Below are 2,454 nucleotides of genomic sequence, written 5' to 3' on the forward strand. Positions count from 1 at the left end.
GGTCTGGATAACGTCGTCGATCAGCCGGCCGGTGGAGGCGCGCATCGAGCGGCCGAGCGCGGAGACGACGCCGGAGGTGACGGTCCATTCGAAACCGAGCGGGTTGCCGATTGCAATGGCGATCTGGCCGCGCCGCAGCCGTTTGGAATCGCCCAGCGGTGCGACGTCGGCAAAGCTGCCGTCGGCGCGCACCAGCGCGATGTCGGTGTCGGGATCGCGGCCAAGAACACGCCCTTCTCTCGAGGCGCCGTCCGGCATCGAAACGCGCACCGTCCTGGCATCACCGACGACATGGAAGTTGGTGACCACCAGCCCGTCCGGCGCAATGACGAAGCCGGAGCCATGGCCGCCCTGACCGCCAACGCGCTCGATGCGGCAGACGGCCGGACCGATGCGGTCGACCGCGTCGGCAACCGTCGTCGAATAGGCGTCGAGCAGCGTGTCATCGGTTTGGAATTTGGCGACGGCGACGGCCATGGGAGGGCTCCGTGTGTTCAGGCTTGATCGTGACTATATGTGCGGAGCGGCTGGAACCGCAGCGACCTGACCAGATGGCCAGTCAAACCGGCAACTAGCCGTCAGGCGAGTACCCGCGGACGCGCTGTCGAGCGATATCTGGGGCATGGATGAACCCAGGAGACCATTATGAGCGATTTCAATCTGAGCGCGTTTTCGCAAGCCGTCGCTGATCTCGCCGCCAACACCGCGCCGGCAACGGCTGGCTTCGCCACGCATCATCACCGCACGGCAAGCGCCTTCCACTGGCGTGACGGCTATTTCGTCACCGCTGAAGAGGCTGTCGAGGCCGGCGAGGAGATCGAACTGGTGTTGGCCTCGGGGGAAACGGTGAAGGCCGAGCTGGTTGGCCGCGACCCTTCGACCGGTGTTGCCCTGCTGAAGCCGGCGGAGGCCGTCAGCGCCGCGCCGCTGGCCAAGGCCGATGCGGTGCGGCCGGGCAACATCGCCATTGCCATCGGCAGCAGCGACGGTTCGGCTTTGGCTGTTTCGGGCTCGGTGGGCGAAGTCGGCCCGGCCTGGCGCTCGATGCGCGGCGGCACCATCGACCGGCGCATCAATCTTGCCGTCGGCGCCGGCGGCCGTTTCGAGGGCGGCCCGGTTCTCGACGCCAAGGGTGCGCTGATCGGCATGCTGTTGTTTGGACCGCGCCACCGGGCGCTGGTCATGCCTTACGAGACGATCGAGCGGGCGGTCGCGACCTTGCGCGAAAAGGGCCATGTCGCGCGCGGCTATCTCGGCGCCGGCCTGCATCCGGTACGCGACCGCCACGCGCACGGCGCGATGGTGATGAGTCTCGATGACGAGGGTCCCGCCAAGGCCGCCGGTCTCTCTCTTGGCGATATCATCGTGGCGTGGAACGGTGAGGCGGTGCACGGCCCGCGGGACCTGATCCGCAGGCTCGGACCCGACAGTGCCGGCGCTTCGGTGACGCTCGGTGTCGTGCGCGGCGGCGAACAGCGCGATGTCGTGCTGACAATCGGCGAAAAGCCGCTGAGCTGAGGGCATCCATGGACACGCTCACCAGCGACAGGATCATGCATGACGGTGCCGTCTCGCGGCGGCTGGTGGTGCTGATTGCGCTTGGCGATGCGTCACGCGCCGAGCGCCTGGCGGCCTCGCTGGCCGCGAGCGATGACCTGCTGCCGGTCGTGGCCGGCGGTGGAAGAGCCGACGTCGCCATCGTTGACGACAGCATCGCTGATGGCGTGCCGGCCCTCATTCCACGGGTGCTGCTGACCGGACGCGCTGGCGGCGAGCGGCCCGCCGGTGAGGTGCTGGCCGTGATGTCCGCTGGCGCGGAGGATTTGTTGATCGCCGCGGCGGCGCGGCTGGCCGCGGCCGGCTATCGCGTCTCGGGCGAGCGCGGAAGCGGACGCCATGAGGATTTCCGTGCCGGCGATGGCGAGCCGTTCGAGGAGGAGGCCTCCGACGAGCATGCCGCCCGCCCAACGCTGTCGCCGCGCGAGGCGGAAGTGTTGGCGCTGCTGGCCGAGGGCGCCCCAAACAAGGTGATCGCGCGGCGGCTGAACATTTCGGTGCACACCGCGAAGTTCCATGTCGCCGCAATCCTGATCAAGCTCGGCGCCGCCAACCGCACCGACGCGATTGCCATTGCGATGCGCCAAGGGCTGGTGCTGGTTTAGCCATAAACCCTACGCTGCGTAACGCGGTGTCCAGCGTGTCGGGTCTTGCGCTGCGGTCGCCTGCCGCGCAAAGGTTTGCGCCTGTTGTGTTGCAAGGGAGGCGCAAGGAAATGTCGCTCAAGGGAAAGACGCTGTTCATCTCCGGCGGGTCGCGCGGCATCGGGCTGGCGATCGCGCTGCGCGCGGCGCGCGACGGCGCCAATGTGACGATCGCGGCCAAGACCGCCGAACCGCATCCGAAGCTGCCGGGCACGATTTATAGCGCTGCCGAAGAGATCGAGCAGGCTGGCGG

General features: G+C 68.0%; 4 protein-coding genes. 3 read left to right on the forward strand and 1 reads right to left on the reverse strand.

The annotated features are described in order from the left end of the window. Positions 1-477 (reverse strand): trypsin-like peptidase domain-containing protein (locus tag EN749_RS34100; protein WP_189367907.1); only part of this gene is annotated, 477 nt, incomplete at its 3' end. A gap of 168 nt (positions 478-645) precedes the next feature. Between EN749_RS34100 and EN749_RS34105 the strand changes: the two genes are divergently transcribed. The 3 genes from EN749_RS34105 to EN749_RS34115 form a co-directional block, all read left to right on the forward strand. Then, positions 646-1,518 (forward strand): S1C family serine protease, encoded by an 873-nt coding sequence (locus tag EN749_RS34105; RefSeq protein ID WP_128364825.1) that lies wholly within the window; start codon positions 646-648, stop codon positions 1,516-1,518. Between the two features lie 8 nt (positions 1,519-1,526). Beyond that, positions 1,527-2,162 (forward strand): helix-turn-helix transcriptional regulator, encoded by a 636-nt coding sequence (locus tag EN749_RS34110; protein ID WP_128364826.1) that lies wholly within the window; start codon positions 1,527-1,529, stop codon positions 2,160-2,162. A gap of 110 nt (positions 2,163-2,272) precedes the next feature. Then, positions 2,273-2,454: SDR family NAD(P)-dependent oxidoreductase (locus EN749_RS34115; protein WP_128364827.1), on the forward strand; the 182-nt coding region annotated here is incomplete at its 3' end.

Origin of the sequence: Mesorhizobium sp. M7A.F.Ca.ET.027.02.1.1, assembly GCF_004022985.1 — a bacterium.
Lineage (GTDB): Bacteria > Pseudomonadota > Alphaproteobacteria > Rhizobiales > Rhizobiaceae > Mesorhizobium.

Coding starts and splice junctions, on each gene's coding strand:
- EN749_RS34105 (WP_128364825.1), top strand. CDS start 646: ATGAGCGATTTCAATCTGAGCGCGTTTTCGCAAGCCGTCGCTGATCTC.
- EN749_RS34110 (WP_128364826.1), top strand. CDS start 1,527: ATGGACACGCTCACCAGCGACAGGATCATGCATGACGGTGCCGTCTCG.